This is a genomic window from Streptomyces sp. NPDC058525 (assembly GCF_042719495.1).
In the GTDB taxonomy this organism is placed as follows: Bacteria; Actinomycetota; Actinomycetes; order Streptomycetales; family Streptomycetaceae; genus Streptomyces.
The window spans coordinates 20,484-47,145 of sequence record NZ_JBHXNP010000011.1; the positions used below are offsets into that span (position 1 = coordinate 20,484).

Annotated in this window: 21 protein-coding genes; 10 read left to right on the forward strand and 11 right to left on the reverse strand. The window is 74.3% G+C overall.

Translation table 11 applies throughout. The features are described from left to right. Positions 1–56: 56 nt before the first annotated feature. The 7 genes from ACFWP3_RS08635 to ACFWP3_RS08665 form a co-directional block, all read right to left on the reverse strand. Positions 57–1,826: an enoyl-CoA hydratase-related protein gene (locus tag ACFWP3_RS08635; protein WP_384217669.1), complete on the reverse strand. Its 1,770-nt coding sequence runs from the start codon at positions 1,824–1,826 to the stop codon at positions 57–59. A 196-nt stretch (positions 1,827–2,022) separates the two neighbouring features. Beyond that, the gene (locus ACFWP3_RS08640; protein ID WP_384217671.1) at positions 2,023–2,928 is read right to left on the reverse strand and encodes a LysR substrate-binding domain-containing protein; all 906 of its coding nucleotides are present in this window, start codon (positions 2,926–2,928) and stop codon (positions 2,023–2,025) included. Between the two features lie 261 nt (positions 2,929–3,189). Then, entirely contained in the window at positions 3,190–6,369 is a 3,180-nt protein-coding gene (locus tag ACFWP3_RS08645) for a TIM-barrel domain-containing protein (RefSeq protein ID WP_384217673.1), read from the reverse strand. Positions 6,370–6,647: 278 nt separating this feature from the next. Further along, positions 6,648–6,854, reverse strand: coding sequence for a hypothetical protein (locus ACFWP3_RS08650; RefSeq protein WP_384217676.1), 207 nt, complete (start codon positions 6,852–6,854; stop codon positions 6,648–6,650). Positions 6,855–7,147: 293 nt separating this feature from the next. Next, positions 7,148–8,941 (reverse strand): ABC transporter permease/substrate binding protein, encoded by a 1,794-nt coding sequence (locus ACFWP3_RS08655; protein WP_384217678.1) that lies wholly within the window; start codon positions 8,939–8,941, stop codon positions 7,148–7,150. Then, positions 8,941–10,002, reverse strand: a complete 1,062-nt coding sequence (locus ACFWP3_RS08660; protein ID WP_384217680.1) for a glycine betaine/L-proline ABC transporter ATP-binding protein — start codon at positions 10,000–10,002, stop codon at positions 8,941–8,943. The genes ACFWP3_RS08655 and ACFWP3_RS08660 overlap by 1 nt, the downstream gene beginning before the upstream one ends. 177 nt (positions 10,003–10,179) lie before the next feature. Beyond that, complete coding sequence (locus tag ACFWP3_RS08665) at positions 10,180–11,172, reverse strand: SigB/SigF/SigG family RNA polymerase sigma factor (RefSeq protein ID WP_384217682.1); 993 nt, start codon at positions 11,170–11,172, stop codon at positions 10,180–10,182. A 146-nt stretch (positions 11,173–11,318) separates the two neighbouring features. Here ACFWP3_RS08665 and ACFWP3_RS08670 point away from each other — a divergent pair, with 146 nt between their 5' ends. Further along, the gene (locus tag ACFWP3_RS08670; RefSeq protein ID WP_384217684.1) at positions 11,319–11,708 is read left to right on the forward strand and encodes a MarR family transcriptional regulator; all 390 of its coding nucleotides are present in this window, start codon (positions 11,319–11,321) and stop codon (positions 11,706–11,708) included. On the opposite strand, the gene ACFWP3_RS08675 is transcribed toward ACFWP3_RS08670, so the two are convergent. Continuing rightward, a complete protein-coding gene (locus ACFWP3_RS08675; protein WP_384217687.1) occupies positions 11,701–12,525 on the reverse strand; it encodes a GntR family transcriptional regulator in 825 nt (274 codons plus the stop codon). The genes ACFWP3_RS08670 and ACFWP3_RS08675 overlap by 8 nt on opposite strands. A 114-nt stretch (positions 12,526–12,639) precedes the next feature. After that, complete coding sequence (locus ACFWP3_RS08680) at positions 12,640–14,292, reverse strand: IucA/IucC family protein (protein ID WP_384217689.1); 1,653 nt, start codon at positions 14,290–14,292, stop codon at positions 12,640–12,642. Between the two features lie 117 nt (positions 14,293–14,409). Between ACFWP3_RS08680 and ACFWP3_RS08685 the strand changes: the two genes are divergently transcribed. The 5 genes from ACFWP3_RS08685 to ACFWP3_RS08705 all read left to right on the forward strand — a co-directional run bounded on the left by ACFWP3_RS08685 (position 14,410) and on the right by ACFWP3_RS08705 (position 20,822). Further along, positions 14,410–15,948, forward strand: coding sequence for an IucA/IucC family protein (locus ACFWP3_RS08685; RefSeq protein ID WP_384217691.1), 1,539 nt, complete (start codon positions 14,410–14,412; stop codon positions 15,946–15,948). Positions 15,949–15,981: 33 nt separating this feature from the next. Continuing rightward, the gene (locus ACFWP3_RS08690) at positions 15,982–16,503 is read left to right on the forward strand and encodes a class I SAM-dependent methyltransferase (protein ID WP_384217693.1); all 522 of its coding nucleotides are present in this window, start codon (positions 15,982–15,984) and stop codon (positions 16,501–16,503) included. Positions 16,504–16,599: 96 nt separating this feature from the next. Continuing rightward, positions 16,600–18,051, forward strand: a complete 1,452-nt coding sequence (gene argG / locus ACFWP3_RS08695; protein WP_384217695.1) for an argininosuccinate synthase — start codon at positions 16,600–16,602, stop codon at positions 18,049–18,051. A 240-nt stretch (positions 18,052–18,291) separates the two neighbouring features. After that, complete coding sequence (locus tag ACFWP3_RS08700; protein ID WP_384217698.1) at positions 18,292–19,803, forward strand: FAD-binding oxidoreductase; 1,512 nt, start codon at positions 18,292–18,294, stop codon at positions 19,801–19,803. Positions 19,804–19,811: 8 nt separating this feature from the next. Beyond that, the gene (locus tag ACFWP3_RS08705) at positions 19,812–20,822 is read left to right on the forward strand and encodes a trypsin-like peptidase domain-containing protein (RefSeq protein ID WP_384217700.1); all 1,011 of its coding nucleotides are present in this window, start codon (positions 19,812–19,814) and stop codon (positions 20,820–20,822) included. Here the strand turns inward: ACFWP3_RS08705 and ACFWP3_RS08710 are convergent. Together ACFWP3_RS08710 and ACFWP3_RS08715 are read right to left on the reverse strand one after the other, a co-directional pair. After that, entirely contained in the window at positions 20,776–21,168 is a 393-nt protein-coding gene (locus ACFWP3_RS08710) for a hypothetical protein (RefSeq protein ID WP_384217703.1), read from the reverse strand. The genes ACFWP3_RS08705 and ACFWP3_RS08710 overlap by 47 nt on opposite strands. 25 nt (positions 21,169–21,193) lie before the next feature. Then, positions 21,194–22,138: an AEC family transporter gene (locus ACFWP3_RS08715; RefSeq protein ID WP_384217705.1), complete on the reverse strand. Its 945-nt coding sequence runs from the start codon at positions 22,136–22,138 to the stop codon at positions 21,194–21,196. Positions 22,139–22,218: 80 nt separating this feature from the next. Here ACFWP3_RS08715 and ACFWP3_RS08720 point away from each other — a divergent pair, with 80 nt between their 5' ends. The 4 genes from ACFWP3_RS08720 (at position 22,219) to ACFWP3_RS08735 (ending at position 26,658) form a co-directional block, all read left to right on the forward strand. Beyond that, the gene (locus ACFWP3_RS08720) at positions 22,219–23,580 is read left to right on the forward strand and encodes a histidine kinase (RefSeq protein WP_384217708.1); all 1,362 of its coding nucleotides are present in this window, start codon (positions 22,219–22,221) and stop codon (positions 23,578–23,580) included. Beyond that, positions 23,577–24,257 (forward strand): response regulator, encoded by a 681-nt coding sequence (locus ACFWP3_RS08725; protein ID WP_384217710.1) that lies wholly within the window; start codon positions 23,577–23,579, stop codon positions 24,255–24,257. Before ACFWP3_RS08720 ends, ACFWP3_RS08725 begins: the two co-directional genes overlap by 4 nt. Positions 24,258–24,379: 122 nt before the next feature. Continuing rightward, entirely contained in the window at positions 24,380–25,423 is a 1,044-nt protein-coding gene (locus ACFWP3_RS08730) for an alpha/beta hydrolase (protein ID WP_384217713.1), read from the forward strand. Then, positions 25,420–26,658: an acyltransferase gene (locus ACFWP3_RS08735; protein WP_384217714.1), complete on the forward strand. Its 1,239-nt coding sequence runs from the start codon at positions 25,420–25,422 to the stop codon at positions 26,656–26,658. Before ACFWP3_RS08730 ends, ACFWP3_RS08735 begins: the two co-directional genes overlap by 4 nt. Positions 26,659–26,662 lie beyond the last annotated feature (4 nt).

Consider the following 26,662-nt stretch of genomic DNA (forward strand, 5'->3'; position numbering starts at 1 on the left):
GAGGTGCTCGGGGCGGTGTGCGGGGCGAGGCGGCGTGGACGGCCTCGTCTTTCTTGCTAACAGCCGGACGTACGGGGTGCCTCGTCTTGTGCCGCCAGTCCAGTGACCGGGCGCTGCCGGGACGGCAGCGGCGCGGTGTGCCTCCCGGCCGCGGGGCGGGCCAGGTGGGGCGGGGTGGCCGTCGCGGGCTCCTTGCGTACGAAGGCGCGGCGCAGGGCGTGGTAGGGGGCGTCCGGGTCGGCGAAGGTCCGGCCCATCAGGGCCAGCTCGGCCTCCCGGTAGGCGGCCAGCGGCTTCTCCGCCTCGTCGCGGTCGCGCCGCGCCTTCTTGGCGGCGATCCGGGAGGCGGTGGCGGGCAGGGCGGCCAGCCGGGTCGCGAGCCGGGCCGTCTCGTCGGCGAAGGCCTGGGGCGCGCAGGGCACCGTACGGTCGGCCAGCCCGAGCCGGAGCGCGGCCTCCGCGCTCAGCGGCAGGGCCTCGGTGGTGAGGCGCTCGGCCACGCCGGTGCCGACGCGGCGCGGCAGGGTGTACGTCCAGTACTCGGAGCCGTGCAGCCCCATCAGGCGGTAGTGCGGGTTGAGGACCACGCCCCGGCGGCACCAGACCTCGTCGGCGGCGAGGGCGAGCATGGCCCCGCCGGCGGCGGCGTTCCCGCCGAGGGCGGAGACGACCAGGCGGTCGGTGGTCGTGAGCACGGCCTCGACCAGGTCGTCCATGGCCTCGATGTTGGCCCGGGACTCGGCGGCCGGGTCGGCGGCCGCCTCGATGACGCCCAGGTGGATGCCGTTGGAGAAGAAGTCGCGGCCGCCGCCGAGGACCAGCACGGTGGTGGGGCGGGAACAGGCGGTCCGGTACGCCTCCAGCAGCCGGCGGCAGTGGGCGGTGCTCATCGCGCCGCCGGGGAAGGCGAAGGACAGGAAGCCGGTCTGCCCCTCCTCCCGGTAGCCGATGTCGGACCAGGTCCGCCGGCCCGCGTCGGCGTGCGGCGGGGCCGGGTGTTCGGGCAGCGCGGGCAGCCGGCCGGCGAGGGCCGCGGTGGCGGGCAGTTTCGGGGCGGCGGGCCCGCCCGGGGCGCGGCGGGCGCGGAGTTCGGGGATCCAGACGGCGCCGTCGGCGGTGGCTCGGCACACGGCTCCCGCCCGGGTGGCGAGCAGCTCGCCGGGACGGCCGCGCAGCCGGTCCTCGGCGTGGCCCCCGTGCAGGAACCACTCGGCGCCGAGCAGTTCGTCCCGTACGCCGGGCTGTGAGTCGGCGGCGCGCAGCATGCGCAGGACGCGTGCGGTGGAGTCCGTCCGCCAGTCGATCCGCCGGTGCTCCTGGCGCATCGCGGGACGCGCGTGTCCGCCGGTCTGCGGCCGCGGGGTGTGGGTGCCCGAGGCGAAGCGGCGGACGGCGAGGAGGACGGCCTCCAGGGCGGCGTCGGCGATCTCGCCGCGGTAGAGGTCGCTCTTGCCCACGGGCGGTACGGGGCATTCGACGTGGGCCCAGACCGCTCCGGCGTCCATCTCGGCCTCGGCCTGCAGGACGGTGACGCCCCAGCGGACGGCCTCGTCGTGGAGCGCCCAGTCGAGCGAGGAGGGGCCGCGGTCGCCGACCGGTCCTGGGTGGACGATCAGACAGGTGTAGGCGGCCCAGACCTCCTCGGGGAGGGCGGTCCGCAGCATCGGCGCGATGACGAGGTCGGGCTTGTGGCGGTGCACGGCGGCGGCCAGGGGCACGTGCGGCAGGGCGAGTTCGACCGCCACGCTGTGGCCGTGGTCGCGCAGCTCGGCGTGGACCCGCTGGGTGAGGCTGTTGAACGCGCTCGCGACGAGCAGGACGTGCACGTGATCTCCCCGCGGGGGCCGGATCCGCGGCGCCCGAGCGCCTCGGCTGATCGTGGCCGGAAGCCGACGCGAACGTCATGACCGGCCGCCTGAGATGCTCGGGCACGCCGACGGCCCGCCGCCGGGCGCCGAGCGGTGGGGTCACCCGAAAGCGCGGCCCGCGGGGGCCACTCGGCCCTGAGCGCACCGCCCCGGGTCAGCGGGCGGCGGCGCGGGCCGTGCAGCTGCGGGCCACCTCGGCGGCGAAGGCCCGGGCCGGCGGGGCGAGCGCCGACCAGCGGCGGACGGCCCAGCCGACGGCGAGGGGCGGCAGGCCGGGGATCGGGACCAGGCGCAGCGGGCCGTCGGTGCCGGGGACCCGCCAGCCGGGCAGCGCCGGTACGACGGCGTGGCCCAGGCCCAGTTCGGCGAGGAGCAGGGCGGTGTCCCAGTCCGCGACGCTGGTGTCGGAGCGGACCCGGATCCCGGCTTCGGCGAAGGCGGCGTCGAGGCGGGCGCGGGAGGCGGAGTTCTCCGGCAGCCGGACGTGGCGGACTCCGGAGAGGTCGGCGAGCTCGATGTGCGGGCGGGCGGCGAGGGGGTCGTCGGCGCCGACCGCGAGCACCCAGGGCAGCTCCATCACGGGACGCTGCTCGATGCCGCGGACCGGGGCGCCGATGGTGATCCAGGCGAGGTCGAGGTCGTCGGCGGCGAGCGCGTCGAAGCAGCTGCGGCTGGAGTTCTCGGTCTGGAACTCCAGGCTCACCCCGGGGTTGCGGCGGCGGAAGGTGACGACGGCCTCGGACATGAAGTGCCGGACGGTGGTCGCCCCGGTGGTGACGCGCACCGAGCCGCCCCCGCCCCGTACGAGGTCGTCCAGGCGGCGCAGGGCGCCGTCGAGGCCGGCGATGCCGTCGGCGGCTGCCGCCTGGAGGATCCGGCCGGCCTCGGTGGGCACCACCCCGCGGGCATGGCGCTCCAGCAGGCTCGCGCCGGTCTGCTTCTCCAGGCGGCGGACGTGCTGGCTGACGGCGGACTGGGTGCGGCCGAGGTCGCGGGCCACGGCGCTGAGGCTCCCGGCGCGGCAGACGGCCACGAACACGCGGAGGTCGTCGAGGGTCATGAGGTACAAGCTATCGCTTGGGTGCAGGGAGAAAATCGGAGGATTGACTTGGATGTGAGGCGCCATCAGGATCGGTGCAGGGCCCGGGCGGCAACCCGTCCCGCGTCTTCGCCACGGGGTCCGGACCCCAGGCGCGGACGGAAGACGGGTGCCGACCCACCCACCGCCCTGCCGGCCGCGGGCCGCCGAGCGGGCCGGCCCGGCGGGAGTGCCGGGCCGGCTCGGCGGGAGTGCCGGGCCGGCTCGGCGGCCGACGGGTGGTCAGGGGGTGAAGGTCCAGCTTTGGGCGGGGGTGTCGGTACAGGCGGCGCGGGTGAGGCGGGTGCCGTTGGCGGTGCCGGACCCGGCCGGGGTGAGGCATTGGCCGGAGGTGCGCAGGGTGCTCTGGGGGCCCGCCTGCCAGGTCTGGCCGGCGCTGCCGTCACAGGTACGGATCGTCACGCGGGCGGCGTCGGAGCCGTCCAGGCAGACGCCGGCCAGGCCGGTGAGGCGGCCGTCGCCCTGCAGGGTCCAGCGTTGGTTCGGGCCTCCGTGGCAGGTGTAGAGGGTGGGCTCGGTGCCGGGGGTGGTGGCGCTGTGCGGCAGGTCCAGACAGCTCGCCGAGGCCGCGTTGACGAGGGTGGCCGCGGACGGCAGCGGGGCCGGGCGCCCGGTGAGGGTGATCTCGGCGGCGCTGGTCCACGGGCCGCGGCCGCCGGCCTCGGTGAGGGCCTTCAGCTTCAGGTAGCGGCCGCTCTTCACGGACAGGGCGGCGCTCTTGGCGGCCGCGGTGTCGGCGAAGGAGCCGGTCGCCACGGGTGAGCCCCAGTCGGCGGTGGTGTCGGAGACGTAGACCTCGTATCCGCCGATCCGGCCGTTGACCCCGCCGTCCTGGCGGGGCAGGTAGCCGAGGCCGTCCACGGCGTAGCGGGCTCCGAGGTCGAGCTGGATCTCGTGCGGGAGCGCGGCCGGGGTGCCGGTGGACCAGGCGGTGTGCCACTGCGTGGCCGGGTTGCCGTCGAAGGCGCGCACGGCGGCGCCGTTCTCGGCGGCGGTCTCCTGGCTGTCGGCCGAGACCAGGGACCAGCCCGACTGCGCGATGGGGCCGGACGAGGGCAGGGGCCCGGCCGCCGGGACGGTGGTGCCCGAGGCCGAGACGCTGAAGGCGCCCGACTTCGTACCCGTCTTGATCCACAGGACTCCGGAGCGGTCCGCCGGGTCGAAGAACCAGCCCGAGGCGGCCGCGTCGTAGGCGGCCTTGGAGGTCAGGCGGGGCAGGGCGGCCCCGTCCGCCGTGAGGGCGGTGGGGGCGGACGCCACGTGGAGGGTGAACTCGTACCCCCGGGAGGCCGGCTTGCCGGTGTAGCTGCCGGTGGGGGCCCCGACGGAGACGGTGACCGTGCCGGAGCCCGAGGCCGGGGCGGTGACGTCGACCTGCTGGCGGGCGTAGGCCCCGGACTGGTGGGCGCGGGTGCGGCCGTCGTCCTCGTAGAGGCTGAAGGAGGAGTTGCCGCGCGGGTGGATGTCGTAGGTGAGGGTGGAGACAGGCTTCTCGCCCGAGTAGTTCATCTGCGGCCACATCGGCACGATGGCGCCGCCCTTGACGAAGAGCGGCAGGGTGTCCAGCGGGGCCTGGTAGCCGTTCAGCCAGCCCGGGCCCGCGTAGGTGCGCCCCGTCCAGTAGTCGGTCCAGGTGCCGGCGGGCAGGTAGATCCCGTCGCGTACGGAGGTGTCGGAGACGACGGGCGCGACGAGGAGGGAGTCGCCGGCCATGAACTGGCCGCTGGTGAGATTGCCCCGGGCCACCGGGTCGTCGGGGTATTCGAGCACCATCGCGCGGGTGCTGGGCACGCCGGTCTCGTGCGCGGTCCGGCTCATCGTGTAGAGGTACGGCATCAGCCGCATCTTGAGCTGGAGGTACTTGCGGTTGATGGAGAGGTACGGCTCCGCGAAGCGCCAGGGCTGCTTGTCCTGGTAGCCGGCCGAGGGGCCGGTCGCGCCCCAGCCGGACATGGTCATGAAGGCGGGAGTGAAGGCCTTCCACTGGAGGTCGCGGGTGAACGTCTTGGGGCTGCCGCCGAAGATGCCGTCGACGTCGCCGGAGGCGTAGTTCAGGGCGGACAGGCCCGCGCCGGTGATGGCGGGGACGTGCCAGCGCATGTCGTCCCAGGTGCCGTGGGTGTCACCGGTCCAGACGACGGCGTTGCGCTGGGTTCCGGCCCAGCCGTCGACGGTCCAGACGTAGCGCCGGGCGTCGGAGTTCTTCTCGATCCCTTCGACGGCCTGCTTCACCCCGTCGAAGGCGTACTTGTAGCCGCTGCCGATCCAGGCCACATCCGTCTTCACACCCCGGCTGCCGGCGTTGCCGACCTCGTCGGCGATGGAGCCGAGGCCCGTGGAGGTCCACAGCCCGGTCTGGAAGCCCTTGGCCCGCAGCGCGTCCACGGTGGACTTGAGGGGCGCGGTGTAGCCGCAGCCGTAGCCGTCGTTGGGCAGGAACCAGCCCGAGGGCATGTCGGCGGCCCGCGCGTCGGCCGCGTACCCGACGACGTCCGGGGTGGTCTGGTGGCGCAGGCGGCCGTGGTCGCCCTGGTAGTCGGGGTTGGAGGCGTTGAAACAGTCCGCGTTGCCCAGCTCGAAGCCCCACATCGGGGCCAGGAACGGTTTGCCGCTGACGTCGGTGTACGCGTCCAGCACCGACTTGAGGGAGGTGCCGGTGAAGTACCAGGCGTCGAAGCGGCTCTCGTCGTGGGAGAGGGCGGTGGGCGCGTCGAAGGCGTAGGAGCCGGGGGCCCAGGTGTTGCGCATGACGCCGTAGCCGTTGGTCGACATGTAGAAGGGGGCCGGGCTGGCGTTGTCGTTCTCGCGCCACCTGTTGTCGACCGCGACGGGCACGGTCTTGCCGCGCAGCGCCCATTCGCCCAGGCGCAGCCCGGTGCCGTAGAACTGCTCGTCCGCGCCCCGGGCCAAGTACTGGGTGGTCCGGCTGCCGGTCCAGCTGGTGGGCTGGGTCTCCTGCCAGACGAGGGTGGTGTCGTCGGCCCGGTAGGCGGCGAAGCGGAGGGGGGACTTGTAGACCCGGATGGACAGGGCTCCGGTGGTGATCCGGTAGTAGGCGCCCGCGTCGGTCCAGCTCGTGGTGACGGGGCCGAAGTCGGTGGTGGGCGCGAGGTCGGCGCCGGCCGGGTCGTTGGTGAAGGCGCCGTCGGGCGAGAGCCAGAGCCGGAAGATGTCGGCCCGGGCGACGACCACGCGGGCCTTGGCCCCGCTGGAGGCCGTGACGGTGAAGGTGTTGCCGGTCTGGCCGAAGCCGGTGACGTTGCCGGCCGTGGCCGTGGCGCCGGCGGGGGCCGCGGCGGCGGGCGGGGCCGCCGGCCCTGCGGCGGCCAGCCCCGCGACGGCGAGCAGGCCCGCGAACAGGGCCGCCCTGGTGCGCCGCAGCCGGGACCGGGCGGCGGGCATGGCCCCGGCTCTGGTCCCGGCCCCGGTACCTGCCCTGGTCCTCGTCGTGGTCCCGGCCCTGGTCCTGGTCCTGCGGATGCCTGGCAGTCTCATGGGGCAGCTCCTCGTGCGGTCCGGATCGCGGACACACCGCTTTGGCATGCACCTGGCAAGATAGCGCCCGAGACGGCCCCACTGAAGGATGATGCTCGAAATCTCTCCCCACCACGCATCTTTGAGCATGGATTCGGCAGTCGGGTGCGCGCACGGGCCGGCAGTCGGCCGGTCGCCGGCCTCCCTCAGAGGGTGACGGCCAGCACCGGCGGAGCCGGGGAGGACCACTGGTGGCCGCAGGGGTCGAAGACCAGCACCACCGGACGGCCGGGCCGCTGGCGCCAGGAGATGCGTTCCGGCGCGCCCTCGCAGACCGGGCAGCACGGCAGCGGACCGGGATCTGGAGGGCACTCGGGTGCGGCCGCGAGCGGCGTGGCGTGCGGATCGCGCATGGAGGCTCCCTGGTCGTGCGGTTGGACTGATCGCACTGTGCCATGGAGAGGCCCTGGTCCGCACGGGCGAATCGTCCAGTGTTTTGGCTGGTCAGAGGTGTGGTCACCAGGAGGATTCCGGTCCTCTTGGGGGCACTTGGTGACCAACCGCACGCACCGCCGGCCGCTCACGGGCCGGTCAGCGGCCACTCAGCGACCGATCACCGGCCGCTCGTGGCCGCCCATCAGGCCCGATACGCCACAGCGCGCCCCGGGATCCACGCGGCGTGGATCCCGGGGCGCGCCTCGTCGTATCAGGCCAGCTTGTCGACCTCGGGGTTCTCGGCCAGCCAGGCGCGGACCGCCTGCTGCTCCTTGCCCTTGCCGGTGTCCTGGATCTTCGCCTCCAGGCTGGTCAGCTGCTGCTCGGTGAGCTTGAAGGAGCTCAGCCAGCGCGCCACCTCGGGCTCGTCGGCGGCGAAGCCCTTGCGGGCCAGGGTGTGGATGCCGTCGCCCGTGCCCCAGACCCCCTTCGGGTCCTCCAGCTTGGTCAGCTCGTACGAGGAGTACGCCCAGTGCGGGGACCACAGCACGGTCACCACGGGCTCCTTCTTGTCGTAGGCCCGCTTGAGCTCGGCGAGCATGCCGGGCGTGGAGCCGTCGACGACCTGGTACTCGCCTTCGAGGCCGTACTCCTTGAGGACCTTGTCCTTCAGGATCGACATGACGCCCGCGCTCGGCTCGATGCCGATGATGCGGCCCTTGAACTGCGCTGACTTGCCCTTCAGGTCGGCGAGCGAGCGCACGTCCTTCACGTACGAGGGCACGGACAGCTCCAGCGAGGTGGGGCCGTACCAGGAGCCGAGGTCCTCCAGCTTGTTCCCGTACTTCTCCCAGTACTGGGCGTGGGTGACGGGCAGCCAGGAGTCGGTCTGGAAGTCCAGCTGGCCGCCGGCCAGGCCGGTGTAGAGCGCGCCGGCTTCGAGCTGGCGGGCGTCGACCTTGAAGCCGCGCCGTTCCAGGAGCTCCTTCCACAGGAAGGTGGAGGCGATGCCCTCGTCCCAGGGGATGTAGCCGACGGAGAGCGTGCGGCCCTTGCCGATGTCGTCGGCGCCGGCCGGCCCGTCCTCGGAGGCCGAGCCGCCGAAGGTGCCGAGGCCTCCGGCGACGAGGGCGAGGACCACGGCCCCGGCGATGGCGTAGGCGGGCTGGGGGCGGTGGTTCCACACCTTGGCCGCGCCGGTGGCGGCGGACCGCGCCTTGGTGAGGGCGCGCCGGCCGAGCGGGGAGACCTGGCGGCCGAGCGCCCCGGTCATCCGGTCGAGGTACATGGCGAGGATGACGATCGAGATGCCGGCCTCGAACCCGAGGCCGATGTCCACGTTGCCGATGGCCCGGTAGACGGCGCCGCCGAGGCCGCCGCCGCCGACCATGCCCGCGATGACGACCATGGACAGGCCCAGCATGATGACCTGGTTGACGCCGGCCATGATCGTCGGCAGGGCCAGCGGCAGCTGGACGCGGACGAGGGTGTCGCGCGGTGCGGTGCCGAAGGCGTCGGCCGCCTCGACCAGTTCCGGGTCCACCTGGCGGATGCCGAGCTCGGTCATCCGTACGCCCGGGGGCAGCGAGAAGATGATGGTCGCGATGATGCCGGGCACCACGCCGACCCCGAAGAAGATGATGCCGGGGATCAGGTAGACCATGGCCGGCATGGTCTGCATGAAGTCCAGGACGGGCCGCAGGACGGCGCTGACCCGGTCCGAGCGCGAGGCCCAGATGCCGAGCGGGACGGCGAAGACCAGCGTCACGAGGGTGGCGACCAGGACCAGGGACAGCGTGGACATGGCCTCGGACCACAGGCCGACGGAGTCGACGAGCGCGAAGCCCGCGAAGGCCAGCAGGCCGGCGAGGAGTCCGCGCAGCCACCAGGCGCCGACGGCGAGGATGCCCGCGAACAGCAGGGGGGCGGGGGCGGACAGGACGGCGTCGATGCCGTCGTAGAGGCCGGTGACGACCGCACTGATGGCGTCGAACAGCCAGGACAGGTGGCTCTGGAGGAAGTCGACACCGCTGTCGACCCAGGCGCCGAGGTGCAGGCGGGGCATCAGGCGGCCACCTCCGCGCAGGCCATCGGGGGCCGCGGTTCGTCGCCGATGAAGGCGATGAGGCGGTCCTGCGGGACGCTGCCGATGACCGTGCCGTCCGCGTCGGTCACGGCGACCGGGTGCGGGACGCGTGCGCTGACGGCGCACAGGTCGGCGAGCGGGGTGCCGGCGGAGACGGTGGGGCAGGCGCAGGCGTCCGCGCCGGCCGGGGCCTCGTCCATGACGGCGTCGGCCGTGAGGACGCGCGAGCGGTCGACGTCCTGGATGAAGGAGGCGACGTAGTCGTCGGCGGGGCGGGTGAGGATGTCCTCGGCGGTGCCCTGCTGGACGATGCGCCCGTCGCGCATGACGGCGATGCCGTCGCCCAGGCGCATGGCCTCGTTGAGGTCGTGGGTGATGAAGACGATGGTCTTCTTCAGCCGCCGCTGGAGTTCGAGGAGCTGGTCCTGCATATCGCGGCGGATCAGCGGGTCGAGGGCGCTGAAGGACTCGTCCATCAGCAGCAGGTCGGCGTCGGTGGCCAGGGCGCGGGCCAGGCCCACGCGCTGCTGCATGCCGCCGGAGAGCTCGTCGGGCCAGGACTTCTCCCAGCCGCCGAGCCCGCACAGCTCCAGGGCCTCGGCGGCCCGCCGCTCGCGCTCGGCCGGGGGGACACCCTGGACCTCCAGTCCGTACGCGGCGTTCTCGAGGACATCGCGGTGCGGGAACAGCGCGAAGTGCTGGAAGACCATGCTGATCTTGGTGGAGCGCACCCGGCGCAGCTCGCGCGCGCCGAGCGCGGTGAGGTCCTCCCCGTCGAAGAGGATGCGTCCCGCGGTGGGCTCCAGCAGGCCGTTGAGCATGCGCAGCAGCGTGGACTTGCCGGATCCCGACAGACCCATGACGACGAAGATCTGGCCGGGCTCGACGCTGAAGGAGGCGTCGATGACCGCGGCCGTCGTGCCGTCGGCACGCAGGTCCTCGCGGTCGGCGCCGTCGCGGAGCGCGCGGACCCCCGCCGCCTCTCTGTCGGGGCGCCTCCCGAACACCTTGTAGACGTGCTCGGCTTGGAGCGTGGACACATATACCTCGCGGGTCGTACCGGGTACGGCGCGCGCCGGTCTCTCGGCCGGCGGGCCGCGGAGCGGGGCGGGATCTGCCCGCGTGCGCCACTCACTCCGGCGGGACACGCCGGCGTGGATGGTTCCACTCCAGCCCCGCTGGTTCCCGGCATTCACCTGCGCAAACGCAAAGGTGATCTACCTCACGACCGCGGTCCGGTCCGCCGCCTCCGGTTCGTCCTCCAGCATGGACTCGCGCAGGTGCCCGAGGATCCGGTTCAGCAGCCGCGAGACCTGCATCTGCGAGATGCCGAGCACGGTGCCGATCTGAGCCTGGGTCAGCTCCTCGCCGAAGCGCATCCGCAGCATCCGCCGCTCGCGCTCGCTGAGCCGCTCCAGCAGCGGAGCCAGCGTCTGAATGTCCTCGACCAGCTCCATGGCGGGCTCGTCCTCGCCGATGACCTCGGCGAGCGTGTGCCCCTCGGCCTGGCCGCCGCCGTACTCGTACGAGGCCGCCTGCGGGGCGTCGAGGGAGCCGCTCGTGTGGCCGTTGGCGGCGAAGAGCCCCTCGATCACCTCTTCCTCGGAGAGGTCGAGGTGGTCGGCGAGGTCCGCGACGGTCGGCGACCGGTCGAGCTCGCTCGTCAGGGACTCCTTCGCCTTCGCGATGTCGATGCGCAGCTCCTGGAGCCGGCGCGGGACGCGGACGGCCCAGGAGGTGTCGCGGAAGTGCCGCTTGATCTCGCCTGTGATGTACGGCATGGCGAGCGTGGAGAACTCGTTCTCGCGGGCCGGGTCGAACCGGTCGATGGCCTTGATCAGGCCGATGGTGCCCACCTGGACGATGTCGTCCATGTCACAGCCCTCGCCCCGGTTGCGGAAGCGGCGCACGGCGAACTGGACGAGTGAGGCGTTCATCTCAATGAGGGTGTTGCGGACGTACTGGTACTCCGCGGTGCCCTCGGTCAGCGAGCGCAGCCGCCGGAAGAAGACCTTCGAGAGCTCCCTCGCGTCGGCGGGGGCCATCTCCCGGGGGTCGTCGACGCGCGGCACCCCGGCACTGCGGGCCGCCGAATCGGCGCTGCGGCGCGGGCTCGGGACGGTGGCCGGAGCTGCGGTGGCGTGCGCGGCGGGGGCGGGGGCGCCGCCAGAGACGGCGCCGGTATGGGAGTACTGGGCAGGGACCGGCATGGGGTTCGCTCCTTGGGCTGGTCGGCTTGCGGCGCGGGACCTTGACTGCCGTAGATGGTGGCCCTCTTCTCCTCTCCCGTCAAGAATTACCGGAAATGCTTTTCACGTCTTGCGTCACGTGAATCGCTCATCGCATCATGACTGCTATGGGGAGCATGTCTCAGCGGAACAACTGGACGTTCCTGACCAATCACGCCCGCGTCCTGGTGACCATCGCCCGGGACCCGGCCGTACGGCTCAGGGACGTCGCCGCCGTGTGCGGACTGACCGAGCGCACCGTCCAGACGATCGTCACCGACCTGGAGACGGACGGATACCTGCGGCGCGTCCGCGACGGGCGGCGCAACCGGTACGAGATCTCCCCCGGCGCGGTCTTCCGCCACCCGGCCGAGGCTGGTGTCCAGGTGGCCGGCCTGCTCGCCCTGCTGACCGGCGCCGCCGCCGATCCGGCCGCCCCGCCGCCGGCCGCGGACCGGACCGGCCCGCGGGCCAACGAGCTCCTGGGCATCGCCCCGGCCCTCGACCCCTCTACGTGACGCGGAAGCCGGTGACCGGACGGTCGCTGTGATCACGGCGGTCACGGCCGTCGCGCCGATCGCCGTGATCGCCGCGATCGGGCCGGTCGCGGTGGAAGGTCAGCCGGTCCCAGGTGGGAAAGGCCAGGTCGGTGAGGGCCAGCAGCCGGCCCGAGGTGTCGTGCAGGGTGCGGCGCACCGTCAGGCCGCAGGTCTGCGCGGCGGACGGCGGATGGGTGATGCGGGTCATGGTCAGAGTCTCGGCGACCCGGCCGTCCGCCTCGGCCCGCTCGAGCCAGCGGTGCAGGGGACCCAGGTCCTCGTCGCGGACGGCCGTCGGCCGCTCGCGGTAGCGGGAGAGCTCGGGGCTGCGGGCCACGGCGTCCCGGCTGAAGTAGGTGACGGCGTGCCGCAGGGCCTCCCCCGCCGGGCCGCGTTCGCGCAGGTGGTGCACGAGGGTCCGCTCACCTCCGCACATGCCGAGCGGGTCGGCGAGCGAGGGCGGAACGGTGACCAGCGTGAGCCAGCTCTGCGTACGGACGGGTACGGATACGGGCGCGGACCTGGTTGCGGGCGGTGCGGGCACCGCGGCCGCGCCCGCCGCGACGGCGCGCGTGCCGCGGCGGCCGGTCACGACGAGGCCGTCCTCGCGCAGGTGCTGGAGCGCGGCCCGGATGGTCTGCCGGTTCACCTGGTAGCGCGCGGCCAGCGTGCGCTCCGAGGGCAGTCTGCCGCCGGGGGCCTGCGCGGCGCGTTCGAGTTCGTCCCGCAGCGCTGCGGCGATCCGCTGGTACTTGGGCATGGCGGCCGGGCCGCCGCCCCGCGAAGGGGAGGGCATGGCTTCTCCTCTGACGGGTGGTCAAGGACTGCGCGGTCTGCCCGACCAACCTAGCATTGGTCTATACCTTTGGGTGAAGGGAGTTCGCGGAACGAGCACACGTTGGCCGGTTCCCTACCCCCGCAGCGGGTTCGGAAGGGGCAGGTAGCGGGCGTCCGCGCCGTCCGCCCGGGTCCAGCGGAGCAGCAGGTTGGTCTTGGCCGGCAGCGCGGGGGCGGCGAGCAGTTCCGCGATCTCGGGGAGGCCGCGCTCGGCGTCGTAGCGCAGGAACTCCTCCCGGGCGGCCGGCCACACGAGCGGGGAGATGTCCGGATGCCGTTCGCCCAGCGCCCCGGCGATCTCCACCAGGTTGTTGACGACCAGGCAGTAGACCAGCCGCTGCCAGGCCGCCCGGCGCTCGAGGTCGGACAGCAGTTTGACCCCCTCCGCGTCGCGGAACAGGGCCTGGACCGGCATGCCCGCCGCGTCCACGGCGATCACGGTGTTCTGCAAGTGCGCCTCCAGCACGACGCCGTGCCGGGCGAACAACTCCAGCACCGGGGGCACGACCTGACGCAGATACGCCCGCCACCACGCGGCCGGGTCGGCGGCGAGGTCCAGTGGACTCCCGGCGTAGCCCTCGGCGAGGGCCGCGGCCAGCAGCGGAGCGGCCCCGGGCACGAGGTGCAGGTGCGGGTGCCCCTGTGCGTGCGCGTGCCCCTGTGCGTGCCCGTGTCCCTGTGCGTGCCCGTGTTGCTCTGGGTGCGCGTCCCCGAGCCCCTGACCCTGCCCGTCGCGGGCGCCGAAGCCGTCGCGGACCAGGACGGCGAGCTCCTCGAAGGCGAAGCCGGCGGTGCGGTAGCCGCGGTCGGCGAGCCAGGCCGCGGCCGAACCCGCCCGGTGCAGCGCGGCGAAGCCCGCTTCGACCGCCGCGTCGGTGCGCCGCAGCTTCAGCAGGTCGTGGCGCCACAGCCGGCGCACGTCGTTGGTGATCCGGACGTCGAGGCTGAACTTCACGAAGAGGTCGGCCGCGGGCGCCGGTGCGTACAGGGTGCGGATCGAGGCGGTGGGCCAGGCCGGCAGCCGGCTCTCGCCGAGCCGCAGCAGCCGCCCGTCGGCGAGGGCCTCGCGCACCGGCGGCCGGGAGCCGACCAGGTCCAGCTGCCAGGGGTGGGCCGGCAGCAGCCGGTATCCGGCGGGCGGGCGCGGCCCGCCGAGGGCGTCGGCGAGGGAGTCGATCGCCGCGGCCGCCGCCTCCCCGCCCTCCTCGACGGCCTGGTCCTCGCGCAGCCCCAGGAAGGCCAGCGGGAAGCGGGCACGGGCCTCCGGCGCGTACCGCAGCCAGCTCGCCGCCGGCGCCCCGCCCCGCGCCTTGGGCGCCGGGTGGTGCGGATGACCCATCACCAGGGCCTGCTCGGAGAGGAGGTACGGATCGGCCGGCGGCTCGGCGGCCGATCGGGCGGCCAGCAGCGCAGCGACGGCGTCCCGGCTGTCGTTGATCTCGACGGGCAGTTCGTCGTTCGGGACGCCGGTGTACCGGCCCAGCTCGTCGGAGGTGAGTTTGACCAGTTCGGTGTGGCCGAGCCGATGCCAGCCGTCCGCCGTGCGCAGTTCGGGGCGCTCGGGCCGGCGGACGCCCCGTACCCGGAGCAGACGGCCGCTGCCGAGGAGCCGGTGGACCCCGGCGCCGTGGTCCGCGGCCGGTTCGGCGGCCTCCCGGAGCAGACAGTTCAGGAGTGGGGTGGCCGCGTAGGCGTCGGCGGCGGCGTTGATGTCCACTGGTTCCATTCGGTCCTGTCCGGTGCGCCGGGGGGCGGCGGAAGCGCCCACCGGCCGTGATCATCAGTATCCGCGATGATGACGTGATCATCCTGAAAAGCGATCCCGAGGTGCGGAGCTCCCAGCATGTATTTTCCCGCTTCCCCCGCCGAAGAGGCAGTCGCAGCAGAGCTGGTCTCGGTGCGCCCCGCGCTCGAACCGGCGTACACGGACGCACTCGGCGGGGCACGGTCCGCCGTACTGACCCGGCTGTGGCGGGCCCTGGCCTTCGAACCGCTGCCGTGGGTGCTCGGCCGGGAGCGCGGCGCCGACGGGCTGACGCTGCTGCTGGCCGGGGGCGGCCGCCTGGAGGGCCCGCCGCCGGACGCCTACGCCACCACCCCGTACGTGCGGGAGCTGCTGCTCGACGGCAAGCCCCACCGGCAGGCGGCCCGGCTGATGGAGGCTCTGGGGGTGCCGCACGGCGCGGAGTTCGCCGCCGAGCTGGACGGCAGCACGGCCTCCCTGGCGCTCTCCCGGGCCGGACAGCCTGCCGCGGCCCCGGACGCGGCCCCGGACGCCGTGGAGCCCGCCCCGCGGACCACCCGGGAGTGGGAGCAGCGGGTGGTCGACGGGCATCCCTACCACCCGAACTGCCGTTCCCGGCCGGGCTTCTCGGTGGCCGAGGAGCTGGCGTACGCGCCCGAGCACCGGCCGGTCGTCGATCTCGGGCTGATCGCCGTACGGACCGAGGAGTGCCTGGTCACCGGCGACTGGCCGGCGGAACTGCGGGACGGGGGGTCGATCCTGGTCCCGGTGCATCCGTGGCAGGCGGAGCACGTGCTGGCGCACGAGCGCGTACGGGACGGGTTCGCGGCGCACCCCCTGATGGCGCTGCGGACGCTCGCCCCGGTGGCGGGCGGGGCGCACGTCAAGACGGCGCTCAGCACCCGGCTGACCTCCTCCGTACGGGACATCTCCGGCTACTCGATCGAGACGGCGGCGGCCGTGTCCGCCTTCGCCCAGGCCCTGTCGGAGCGGCTCGACGGACGACTGCACGTCACCCGCACGCTGGGCGCGGTCACCGCCCACAGCCCGGACCTCGCGGCCGTGCTGCGCGAGCCGCCCGAGGCGTACGCGGACACCGCGGCGGGCGAGCGGGTGCTGCCGGTGGCCGCGCTGGCCGGGTTCCCGCCGGCGCGCTCGGCGGACTGGCTGGCCGGGTTCGCCCGTCTCGTGCTGTCGGTGTCCTTGCGCGTACTGGAGCTCGGCGTGGCCCTGGAGGCCCACGGCCAGAACCTCCTCGTCGTCCTGTCGGCCACGGGCGCCCCGGTACGGCTGGTCTACCGCGATCTCGCCGACATCCGGATCAGCCCGGCCCGGCTGGTCCGGCACGGGCTGCCGGTACCGCCCCTGTCCGGGCGGCTGGTCACCGACGACGTGGCCGTGCTGCGGCGCAAGCTCTTCGGTTCCGTGCTGACGGGGGCGGTCGGTGCCACGGCGGGCTCGGCCGACGCCTTCGCCGAGGCCTTCGCCGCCGGGACGGCCGGACTGCCGGCCACCGCCGACACCGAGGCCCTGCTGACCGGCGGGCTGCCCACCAAGGCGCTCACGCTGATGCGGCTGAGTCCCGGCGTGCCGGGCGACCAGTGGACGGAGCTGCCCAATCCGCTGGCCAGGGGGTGAGCCGCGCACCCGATCGGGCTACCGTCCGGGAGCATGACAGACACCTCGAACCTGAGTGCCGTGCGGGCCGCCTATGACGCCGTAGCCCTCGACTACGCGCGGCGGTTCGGCACGGAGCTGTCCCGCAGACCGCTGGACCGGGCCATGCTGGCCGCGTTCGCCGAGCACGTGCGCGGCGAGGCGGGCGGCGGCGGCCGCGCGGTCGCGGACCTCGGCTGCGGTCCGGGCCGCGTGACGGCGCACCTCGACGCACTGGGCGTACGGGCCTTCGGCGTCGACCTGTCCCCCGCGATGGTGGCGGTGGCCCGCCGGACCTATCCGGGGCTGCGCTTCGAGGTGGGTTCCATGCCGGCGCTCGACATCGCGGACGGCGTGCTCGGCGGGGTCCTCGCCTGCTGGCCGCCCGGCGCCAGGACCGACGTCCACCGGACGCCGCCGGGCCTGGTCGCCGAGCGGCTGGCCCGGGCCGGACTGGCCGAGGTGGCCCGCATGGTCCGCGAGCCTGACGGGGACGAGGAGTGCCCGCAGGGCTTCGTGCTGGCACGCAAGCCGTGATCCGGGGAAGAGGTTCGGCAGAGCCGCGGGAGAGCCACGACTGAGCCACAGCCGAGCCACGTTGCATGATCATGCAGGATGACGCATACTCTTCCTATGTCTAAGGTTCTCACCTCCCTGCCCACCGGCGAGCGCGTCGGCATCGCCTTCTCCGGCGGACTCGACACCTCCGTCGCGGTCGCGTGGATGCGCGACAAGGGTGCCGTCCCGTGCACCTACACCGCCGACATCGGCCAGTACGACGAGCCCGACATCGCGTCGGTGCCCGGCCGCGCGACGGCGTACGGCGCCGAGATCGCGCGCCTGGTCGACTGCCGTGCCGCGCTGGTCGAGGAGGGCCTGGCGGCGCTCACCTGCGGCGCGTTCCACATCCGGTCCGGCGGGCGCGCGTACTTCAACACCACGCCGCTCGGCCGCGCCGTCACCGGCACCCTGCTGGTCCGGGCGATGCTCGAGGACGACGTGCAGATCTGGGGCGACGGCTCCACCTTCAAGGGCAACGACATCGAGCGGTTCTACCGCTACGGCCTGCTCGCCAACCCGCACCTGCGCATCTACAAGCCGTGGCTCGACGCGGACTTCGTCACCGAGCTCGGCGGCCGCAAGGAGATGTCGGAGTGGCTGCTCGCCCACGACCTCCCCTACCGCGACAGCACCGAGAAGGCGTACTCCACCGACGCCAACATCTGGGGCGCCACCCACGAGGCCAAGACCCTGGAGCACCTGGACACCGGCGTGGAGACCGTCGAGCCGATCATGGGCGTGCGGTTCTGGGACCCCTCGGTCGAAATCCCGGCCGAGGACGTGACCATCGGCTTCGACCAGGGCCGCCCCGTGACCATCAACGGCAAGGAGTTCGCCTCCCCCGTCGAGCTGGTCATGGAGGCCAACGCCGTCGGCGGCCGCCACGGCCTGGGCATGTCGGACCAGATCGAGAACCGGATCATCGAGGCCAAGAGCCGCGGCATCTACGAGGCCCCGGGCATGGCCCTGCTGCACGCCGCGTACGAGCGCCTCGTCAACGCGATCCACAACGAGGACACCCTCGCCCAGTACCACAACGAGGGCCGCCGCCTCGGCCGGCTCATGTACGAGGGCCGCTGGCTCGACCCGCAGGCCCTGATGATCCGCGAGTCGCTCCAGCGCTGGGTCGGCGCGGCCGTCACCGGCGAGGTCACCCTGCGGCTGCGTCGCGGCGAGGACTACTCGATCCTCGACACCACCGGCCCCTCGTTCAGCTACCACCCGGACAAGCTGTCCATGGAGCGCACCGAGGACTCGGCGTTCGGCCCGGTCGACCGGATCGGCCAGCTCACCATGCGCAACCTCGACATCGCCGACTCCCGCGCCAAGCTGGAGCAGTACGCGGCTCTCGGCATCGTCGGCAACACCCACGAGACCCTCATCGGCGCGGCCCAGGCCGCGTCCACGGGGCTGATCGGTGCGATGCCGGAGGGCGGCGCCGAGGTCATCGCCTCCCGCGGGCAGGCCGAGGGCGACGACGAGCAGATGCTCGACCGCGCCGCGATGGAGTTCGGCACCGACTGACCGCAGCCCGCACGGGCCGACCGGCCCGCACCGGCCCGCACCGGCCCGACCGGCAGCCACCGGCACCCAGCGGCAGCCACCCGCCCCACGGCCGGCTCGCCCGCTCGCCGGCTCGCCGGAACCGACCGGTCCCACGGCCGGCCGACCCTCGTCGGCCGGCCGTGGGCCGTTCGGGGGTCAGCCCGGTGTGTGGGGGCCCGCCTTCACGCCGATCGGTGCGGGCGGTGGCAGGAAGGGGGCATGAGCCTCCGTCGGCGCCAGGTGCTGGGCAGTGCGGCCGCGGCCGCACTCGCCTCCGTGGGCGCGGCCGGCCGCGGCCCCGACTACGCCGCGCTCGCACGCGGCATCGACGGGCGGCTGGTGCTCCCCGGCGACCCGGACTACCCCGAGGCCCGGCAGCTGTTCCAGCCCCGGTACGACTCCGTGGCCCCGGCCGCGGTGGCCTATCCCGCGCACGCCGACGACGTGGCCGCCTGCCTGGACTTCGCCCGGCGCACGGCCGCGCCCGTGGTCGCCCGGGGCGGCGGGCACGGCTATGCGGGCTGGTCGACCCGCGCCGGCGGGCTGGTCCTCGACGTCGGGGCGATGGCCGCGGTCGGGGTCGACGGGGACGGCGTACGGATCGGCGCGGGGGCCCGGCTCGGGGACGTGAACGCCGCCCTCGCCGGGCGCGGGCTCGCCGTCCCGACCGGGCTCTGCCCCTCCGTCGGCATCGCCGGACTCACCCTCGGCGGCGGCCTGGGACTGGCCTCGCGGGCGTACGGGGCCACCTGCGACCGGCTCACCGCCGCCCGGGTGGTCACCCCCGACGGGGCCGTCCGCGAGGTGTCCGGGGACCGCGACCCGGACCTGTTCTGGGCCCTGCGGGGCGGCGGGGGCGGCAACTTCGGGGTGGTCACCGAATTCCGGCTGCGCACCCACCCGGCGGGCGACTGCGCCTTCGCGGAACTCCACTGGCCCGACGGGGACTCGGCGGCGGTCCTGCGCGGCTGGCAGCGCTGGCTGTCCGGACTCCCGGACCCGTTCTGGAGCCAGGTCGAGTTCACGGTCGAGGCCGGATCCGCGGCGCCGCCCCCGGCGGTGCGGGTGGTCTGCCTCGACGGGCGCGCCGAGCTGGACCGGCAGCTGACCCGTCTGTCGGACCTGGTCGGCCGGCCGGTGCGGGACGGCCGGAGCGTCGTACGGAGCTACGGGGACACCGTACGGACCCTGTCCGGCTGCCTGGAGCGCAGCGCCGAGCAGTGCCGGCTGCCGGGCACCCTGCCCGGCCGCGACCCGCGGGGCCTGCTGGGCCGGGACTCGTACGCGGCGCGCTCCGACTTCTGGACGGGAGCCGGGCTGCCGGACGCCGCGATCGGCGCGGTGCTGGCCGCCGTCCGGCGGTACGGCTCCGCGGTTCCCCACGGCGGCATGGGAGTGGTGCAGTTCGACGGGGTCTGCGGCGGCGCCCTGAACCGGGTCGCGCCCTCCGACACCGCCTTCGTCCACCGCGACAGCGCCTTCCTCGCCCAGTACCTCGCCTACTGGCCGCGGTCCGCGACGGCCGCCGACGTGGACCGGCACCGGGCCTGGCTCGACGGGCTCTGGCAGGACCTGCGCCCCTGGGCGAGCGGCCGGGCGTACCAGAACTACACCGATCCGCGGCTCGACGGCTGGCGCGGGGCCTACTACGGGCCGAACCTCTCCCGGCTGCAAGACGTCCGCCGTGCCTACGACCCCGACCGGTTGTTCCGCTTCCCCCAGGCGCTCTAGGAGACCGCATGCGACGTACGTTGACGATGGCGGCGGCGGTCGCCGCCCTGCTGCTGCCGGCCGGGCCGCTGCCCGGCGCCGAGGCGGCGGCGGGCGGGTGGTCGGCCCGGGAGGCGCAGGCCTACTGGACCCCCGAGCGGATGGCATCGGCCGCCCCGCTGCCCCCGCCGGAGCCGGCCCCGCCGGCCGCCGTGCCGACGACCGGAACCCCACCGGCCCCCGCACCCCCGTCAACGCCCACCCCGCCCACCCCTCCCCCCACCCCTCCTCCTGTCCGGAGGCCGGCCGCCGCGGCGCCCGGCGTCGGCCAGAACTTCGACGGCATCCCGGTCGTCGGCCGGATGTTCGTGGTCAAGGGCGCCGGGCGGTACTTCTGCACCGCGAGCGTGGTCGCCTCCCCGGGCCGCAACCTGGTCCTCAGCGCGGCACACTGCCTGCTCGGCGCGGACGCCCAGCGGGTGGCGTTCGTACCGCGCTACACGCGCGCGAAACCCCAGCCGTACGGGATGTTCCCCGTCCTGCGGGACGCCGCCGGGCGCTCCCGGATCTGGATCGACCCGCGCTACCGGTCGCAGGGCCCCGACCGCGCGGCGGCGCTGGACGTGGCCTTCGCGCAGGTGGGGCCGAACGCCCGCGGAGTGCCGGTGCAGAGCGTGGTCGGCGGGAACCGCCTGGTCACCGGGGCCGCTTACGCACATCCGCAGGTCACGCTGATCGGCCACCCGTCCTCGGCGGCCCGCCCGCGCCGGTGCGTCAACCGCACGACGAAGTTCACCAGCAAGGACGCCCGGATCCCGGGCTCGTTCCTGCGGATCCACTGCACGGGCTATCCCGGCGGGACCAGCGGCGGCCCGTTCCTGATCCGCTACGACGCCCGCACCAGGACCGGTGACGTGATCGGGGTGATCGGCGGCTGGAAGACGGGCGGGGACACCGCCGACACCTCGTACAGCTCCTACTTCGGCGCCGACATCAGGAAGTTGTACGCGAAGGCGGTTGCCGGGGCAAAGGCGGGGTGAGCACCCGGACCCACCGCGTCCGGCGCGGATTGCCGACGGTGCGCGGGGTCGCCGGGAGTCCGGCGGCGGTCAGCGGGTCGGCGGGCGCGAGTCCGAGCCTGCGACGCAGGTCGGCGAGCGCGGCATGGACCGGCGCGAGCACCACCTCGGCCTCCGGGTCGATGTGCGCGAGGGCGTGCGCGGTGGTCTCGATGGCCTCGGCGGCATCCTCGGCGGCGGTCCGGCTCCACCCTCCCGGCGCACCGGTCCGCCAGGGCGCGACGGTGTCGTAGAGGTGGCACGCGGCATCGGCCACGGCATCGGCCCGTTCCCCGACGCCCGGCGCCGCGATGGTCGGCAGTTCCATACCGCCTCAACGACCGGGGTCGCCGTCAGGCCACGGTGTGGAGCCACAAGGGGAGCAGGAGGAGGGAGGCCAGGGAGGTTTTGATCACTATTGACGCGGAGAGTTCGACGCCCACGTCGTAGCGCTGGGCGAAGATGAACAGGTTCTGCGGGGTCGGCATCGCGGCCAGCAGGACGAGGTACGCGAGCCACTCGCCCCGTAAGCCGACCAGCGCCCCGCACACCACCCAGGTCAGCAGGGGGAAGGCCAGGCATTTGAAGGCGATCAGGGACAGTTCCTCGCGGGTGGTGCCCCGCAGGTGCAGGCCGAGGCCGCCGAGGTGGAGGCCTAGGGCGAACAGGGCCACCGGGGAGGCGCTGTCGCCGACGAAGGCGGCACCGTCCAGGACCACGGCCGGGACGTGCACGGACAGCAGGTTGAGCACGATGCCCGCGTTGCAGGCGAGGACCAGCGGGGTGGCGAGCGAGGCGCCGACGGCGCGGGCCAGGCGCCGTCCCGGGCCGCCCGCGGCGGCGCCCGCCCGGCCCAGCTCCATCACGCAGATGACCGACAGGGACAGCACGCACACCTGGAACAGCAGGATCGGGAAGATCGGGGCCGCCGTCCCGAACACGGTGATGAAGACGGGGACGGCGAAGTACGCGGTGTTCACCTGGACCCCCGCCATGACGCGCAGGGCCACGGCCCTGGGTTCCCGGATCCCGTGGGCCACGGCCGTCGCCGCGACCGCCGCCACCGCGAGGGCGGCCGCCCCGGCGTAGCCGCCGATCGCCCGCCAGTCGAACAGGGCCGCCAGGTCGCCGGCGTAGATGTTGCCGAAGAGGTAGCAGGGCACGGCGAACAGGAAGGCGTAGTCGGAGAACGCCTTGGAGGCCTCGGCCGGAACGGCCTTTCGGCGGGCCAGCAGGACCCCGCCGCCGAAGGCCAGCAGCACCGGGACCAGCTTCTCCAGCGCGGCCGCCCCACCCATCCGTACCGGCTCCCCGTCCCCCGTGATCGTCCGGCGAGCAGCCTATCCCCCCGTTCCGTTGCGCATAGGCTGGCCCGATCATGAGCGACAAAGCCCGTTTCCGGCTGCCGCGCCGGACCCGCGAACGCGGCCGTACCGTCCCGCCGTCCTCCCCCGGGCCCCGGCCCCGGGTGCCCGGGGCGCTGGCGCAGCTGGCCGTGGTGCTGCGCTCGCCCGCCGGGGCGGCCCAGCCCCTGTTCGCGCGGGCGCCCAGGGCCTGGCAGCGGATGCTGCCGTTCGCCGTGGTCGGCATCTTCGTGGTCACCCTGCTGCCGGTGACCATCACCGTGCTGTCCAACGACTACGGGCTGAGCGGCGGCTGGGCGGGCGCGCTGGGCGTGGCGCAGACCGTGCCGCTGCTGCTCGCCGTGACCCGGCCCGTGCACGCCTGGGCCGTGATCCTGCTCGCCGACACCATCGGCGCGATGCTGCTGACCCACGCCGAACGGGTGGGGTCGCAGGTCTGGCCGTGGCCGCCGATGGTCATCGTCGGCTATCTGCTGCTGATGGCGTGCCTGGGGCTGCGCGAGTCCATCCGGACCCTGGTCGGGGTGTGGCTGGCCACCGGCGCGGTCGGGGCGGTGCTGGGCTTCTTCCAGCCGACGGGCTCGATGAACACCGCCGCGCTGATGTTCGTGCTCGGCGGGGTCGTGCTGGCGCTGACGGGCGCGCTGCGCGGGCTGGGCGACGCGCAGCAGCGGATCGCCGAGCAGGAGAGCATCAGCGACGCGGAGCGGGCCCGGCGGACGCTGCTGGAGGAACGGACCCGCATCGCCCGGGAGTTGCACGACGTGGTGGCCCACCACATGTCGGTGATCACCGTGCAGGCCGATTCCGCGCCGTACCGGCTGCCGGGCATGCCGGAGCCGGTACGGGAGGAGTTCGAGGCGATCGCGGCCAGTGCCCGGGAGTCGCTGGGCGAAATGCGCCGGCTGCTGACCGTGCTGCGCGGGGACGGTACGGAGCGGGCCGAGGGCGAGAAGGCCCCGCAGCCGGGGATCGGCCGGATCCAGCAGCTGGTGGAGGCGACCGTACGGGCCGGGCAGCCGGTGGAGTTGTCGCTGGCGACCGGCGCGGCCGAGGCGGCCCCGCCCGCCGTGGACCTGTCGGCGTACCGGATCGTGCAGGAGGCGCTCGCCAATGTGGTCCGGCACGCGCCCGGGGCCGCGGCCCGGGTCTCGGTGACCGTGGACGAGGACGAGGTACTGGTGCTCGTGGTCAACGGCCCGGCCCCGGACGCCGTGGTGGCGCTGGAGAGTTCGGGCACCGGGCACGGCCTGGTGGGGATGCGGGAGCGCGTACGGTTGACCGGCGGGACGCTGGACACCGGTCCGCTGCCCGACGGCGGCTTCCGGGTCGCCGCCCGCCTGCCCCTGAACACCCCTGACGAGGACTTGAGTTGACCATCCGCGTGATCATCGTCGACGACCAGGCCATGGTGCGGGCCGGTTTCGCCGCACTGCTGTCGGCGCAGGCCGACATCGACGTGGTGGGCGAGGCGCCCGACGGCCGGCAGGGAGTGCAGGTCTCCCGCTCCACGCACCCCGACGTGGTGCTGATGGACGTGCGGATGCCGGAGATGGACGGGCTCACGGCGGCCCGGGAGCTCCTCGACCCGCCGCCCGGGGTGGTGCACCGGCCGAAGGTGCTGATGCTGACCACCTTCGACATCGACGACTACGTGTACGAGGCGCTGCGCGCCGGCGCCTCCGGGTTCCTGCTCAAGGACGCGCCCCCGGCCGACCTGATCGCCGCCGTACGGGTCGTCGCCTCGGGCGAGGCGCTGCTGGCGCCCTCGGTGACGCGGCGGCTGATCGCCGACTTCGTGCAGCAGCGTCCTGCGCCGCGCAAGGATCCGGCGCTGCGGCTGAACGGCCTCACTCCCCGGGAGACCGAGGTGCTGGAGCTCATCGCGCGCGGGCTGTCGAACCAGGAGATCGCGGGCCATCTGGTGCTCGCGGAGCAGACGGTCAAGACGCACATCGGGCGGGTGCTGGCCAAGCTCGACCTGCGCGACCGGGCGCAGGCGGTGATCTTCGCGTACGAGGCGGGCGTGGTGCGGCCGGGCGACTCCGGCTGAGCACGGCGGCTTCTCCTCCACCCCCTACCGGGGTATGACATCCGACTTGGCTCCACGGTCCGACGTACGGTCCGGTACCTCCTTCCTACCTTCCACCTCGTCACGAGGAGAGGAGAAGGGGCATGCGCCGCTTCGGAAGGACGATGGTCGCGGCCGCGCTGGCGGTCGCCGTCGTCGGGGGGACCGCGGGGTGGGCCTCCGGCGACAGTCAGCGGGCGGTCACCGGGCCGCCGCCCGGCGCCGCCGCCTGGCGGGCCGACACGGTGTCCGGCCGGGCGCTGCCCGATCCGGCGACCGCGACCCCGTACGAGGTGGCCCGGTTCTTCGCCGGGCTGGACGGGGCCGCGCGGCGGGAGCTCGTACGGTCCCACCCGCTGGTGGTCGGGAACCTGGACGGGGCTCCGCTCCCCCTGCGGTACGAGGCCAATCGCATCGCGATCGCCGCGATGGGTGAGGCCCGCTACGCCTCGCTCGGCGCGCCGGACCGGCAGATCCTGGCCTTCGACCCGCGCGGCCGGGGCCAGGTCGCCGAGGTGTTCGGGGACCTGGAGCGGGCGGCGCACGTCTCGGTGATCGTGCCGGGGTCGGACAACGACGCCACCCGCCACGACGCCCGGCGCGGGGCCGCCAGCGGCCCGGCCGGGATGGCCCGGGCGCTGCGCACGGCGGCCGGCGCATCCACCGCGGTCATCGCGTGGACCGGATACACCACCCCGGTCGGGGTCGGCCTGGACGCGGCCGACGGCCGGCTGGCCGAGGCCGGGGCGGTCCGCCTGGCCCGGTTCACGGCGGGGCTGGACGCGGTCGGCGCACCCGACCCGGTGCTGTTCTGCCACAGCTACGGCTCCGTGGTCTGCGGGCTGGCGGCCCGGCACACGGACGCCGCCGACATCGTGGCCTTCGGCTCGCCCGGCATGCGCGCCGCCACCGCGGCCGGACTGCACACCGGCGCCCGGGTATGGGCGGCCCGCGGACCCTCCGACTGGATCGCCGACGTGCCGAACGTCGAGCTCGCCGGGATCGGCCACGGCGCCGACCCCACCTCAGCGGCCTTCGGCGCCCGCCGGGTGCCCGCCTCCGATGTGCGGGGCCACACCGGCTACTTCGCACCGGGCACCCAGTCCCTGGCGGCGTTCGCCGCGATCGCGGCGGGAGAGGTCCGATGACGGCGACGGGCACGCTCACCCTGCTGAAGCAGGGCGCGGAGCGGATCGAGCGGCGGACACCGGCCCATCGCGACCGGGCGGTCGACGGGCTGCGCGCCCTGGCGCTGCTGGCCGTGCCGACGGGCCACTGGCTGCTCGGCGGGTTCACCCTCGACGCCGACGGCGGCCTGCACAACGCCAGTCCGCTGTCGGAGTTCGGCGCACTGGCCCCGGCGAGCTGGGTGCTCCAGATGCTCGGCATCTTCTTCCTGGTCGGCGGCTACGCCTCGGCGCTGTCCTTCCGGCGCCGCACGGGCTCGGCCGGTGCGTGGCTGAAGGGTCGGGTCGTCCGGCTGGGGCGGCCGGTGCTCGGGGTCACGGCGGTGTGGGCGCTGGCCGCGCCCGTGCTGTACGCGGCCGGGGTGCCGGAGGCGACGCTGCGGACCGGGGCGACTCTGGTGATCCAGCCGTTGTGGTTCGTCGGGGTGTATGTGGTGATCACCGCGCTGACCCCGTACTGCGTGCGGGCCGCGGGCCGGCTCGGCGGCTGGGCGGCGGCTCCGCTGCTCGCCTCGGTCGCCGTGGTGGACTTCCTGCGCTACGGGCCGCTCGCCGGCTCGGTGCCGGGCTGGGTGTCGCTGCTCAACATCCTGCCGGGCTGGCTGTTCGCCTACCAGCTGGGTGTCGGCTGGGGTGAGGGGCGGATCGGGCGGCGCGGGGGCCGGCTGCTGCTGGTCGGCGGGACGCTGCTGTTCACGGCGCTGCTCGTGGTCTTCCACTACCCGGCGTCGATGGTCGGCGTGCCGGGTGAGGCGCGGACCAACTCGCATCCGCCGTCGCTGCTCGTACTGGCCCTGGCGGCGGCCCAGTCGGGCGCCGCGATCCTGCTGCGCGACCGGCTGGCGAGGCTGCTGGCGCGGCCCGCCCTGTGGGCGCCGGTGGTCGTGGTCAACCTGTGCGCGATGACGATCCTGTGCTGGCACCAGACGGCCATGCTGGCCGCGGCCGTTCCCGGTTCGTTCCTGGGCGGGGTGGCGGGGGTGACGGGGCTGACGACGGCGCCGGACAGCCTGGGCTGGATCGCGGGGCGGCTGGCGTGGATGCCGGTGTTCGCGGTGCTGCTGGTCGTCATCGCCCGCTACGCGAAGCGGTTCGAGGGTCCGGCGCGGGAGGGGCGCACGGCTCCGGCGGTGCGCAGGACCGTGGCGGGGCTGCTGGCGGCGGGGTTCGCGGTGTTCGCGCTGGGGCTGGCGTAGAGGG